Source organism: Azospirillum picis, from assembly GCF_017876115.1.
Classification (GTDB): Bacteria; Pseudomonadota; Alphaproteobacteria; order Azospirillales; family Azospirillaceae; genus Azospirillum; species Azospirillum picis.
Map to the genome: position 1 here is coordinate 1 of NZ_JAGINO010000055.1, position 1,685 is coordinate 1,685.

Consider the following 1,685-nt stretch of genomic DNA (forward strand, 5'->3'; position numbering starts at 1 on the left):
GCCTCCCACGCCCGGCCCAGCGGCAGCTTGCGCACCCTGAGCGTGAACAGGTTCACCACCAGCGCCAGCGCCAGGATCAGGTAGTAGAGGAAGATGATGCGGTGCAGCGGCGAGTATTCCAGCCCGAACATCTCGTGGAAGGCGGCCATGCCGTCGGCCGGGCTGCGGGCGAAGTCGGCGATGCCGAAGAAGCTCGGCCGCGGGATGCCGGAGATGCCGTTGGGGCCGCCGGTGAACTGGTACCAGTTGACCAGGATGATGCGGATGATCTCGCCGAAGCCCAGCGTGACGATGGCGAAGTAGTCGCCGCGCAGGCGCAGGACGGGGAAGCCGAGCAGCACGCCCGAGCAGGCCGCCAGCACGCCCGCCAGCGGCAGGCACAGCCAGAAGCTCAGCCCGAAATAATGCGCCAGCAGGGCGTAGGAATAGGCGCCGACCGCGTAGAAGGCGACGTAGCCGAGGTCGAGCAGGCCGGCCAGGCCGACGACGATGTTCAGCCCCCAGCCCAGCATGATGTAGGTCAGCAGCAGGATGCCGATGTCCAGGATCATGCGGTCGGCCAGCGGGGTCAGCGGCAGCAATGCCGCGAAGGCGACGGCGACCGGGCCGATGTAGCGGCTGGCGTGCTGGACGCGGGCGGCGACGCGGTCCATGCGGCGGTCGCGCTCGGCCTGGCTCAGCTTGGAGCGGCCGGTGGCCACCGTCATGGCGGCGCGCAGGGCGATGACGCCGCCGCCCAGCACCAGCACCAGGCGCAGCACCTGGGTGGGCATCGGCAGCACCAGCCCGACGCCGGCGCACACCAGCGCCAGCACCAGCACCGGCAGGGCCATGCCCTGGCGGATCAGCCCCAGCCCGAGGCGGCCGAGGAAGACCAGGAGGAGGGAGGCGACGACCTCCTGCGGGCGGGCCTCGATGCCGAGCCCGGTGGGGCGGTCGATGGTGCGCAGGCCGATCAGCGGCACGGTGAGCAGCAAGGCGACGAAGGCGGCGAGCCCGGCCTCCCTGACGGTGGCGGCCCAGTCGACGCCGCGGGCCGGAGCGGCGGACGAGACGGTGTTGGAATGGGTGGTCATGGCCTTACACCTTCTCGATCTCGGGCCGGCCGAGCAGGCCGGTGGGGCGGAAGATCAGGACGAGGACGAGGATGGTGAAGGTGGCGACGTCCTTCCATTCGGAGCCGACATAGCCCGACCAGAAGGCCTCGATCAGGCCGATGACCACGCCGCCGAGCATGGCGCCGGGCAGCGAGCCGACGCCGCCGAGGACGGCGGCGGTGAAGCTCTTCACCCCGGCCAGGAAGCCGATGTAGAAGTCGATGACGCCGTAGATCAGCAGCACCATCATGCCGGCGACCGCGGCGAGTGCGGCGCCCATGACGAAGGTCAGAGAGATGACGCGGTCGACGTTGACGCCGAGCAACCCTGCCATCTTCTTGTCCTGCTCGCAGGCGCGCTGGGCGCGGCCGAGCGGCGTGCGGTTGATCAGGATGGTGAAGCCGACCATCAGGACCAGGGTGAGCAGGATGGTGGCCAGCCGCACGTAGCTGACGGAGACGGCGCCGTCCATCAGGGTGAGGTTGCCGGGCAGGATGGGCTGCAGCGGCTTGGAGCGGGCGCCCTGGAGGATCTGGACGTAGTTCTGCAGGAAGATCGACATGCCGATGGCCGAGATCAGCGGCGCCA

The 1,685-nt window shown here is 69.8% G+C and carries 2 protein-coding genes; both read right to left on the reverse strand.

Features of this window, described 5'->3' with window-relative positions; genetic code table 11:
* Positions 1–1,076: ABC transporter permease subunit (locus J2850_RS31495; protein WP_209991388.1), on the reverse strand; the 1,076-nt coding region annotated here is incomplete at its 3' end.
* Positions 1,077–1,080: 4 nt separating this feature from the next.
* Positions 1,081–1,685, reverse strand: a 605-nt coding sequence (locus tag J2850_RS31500) for a branched-chain amino acid ABC transporter permease (protein ID WP_209991390.1), incomplete at its 5' end; no start/stop codon positions are given.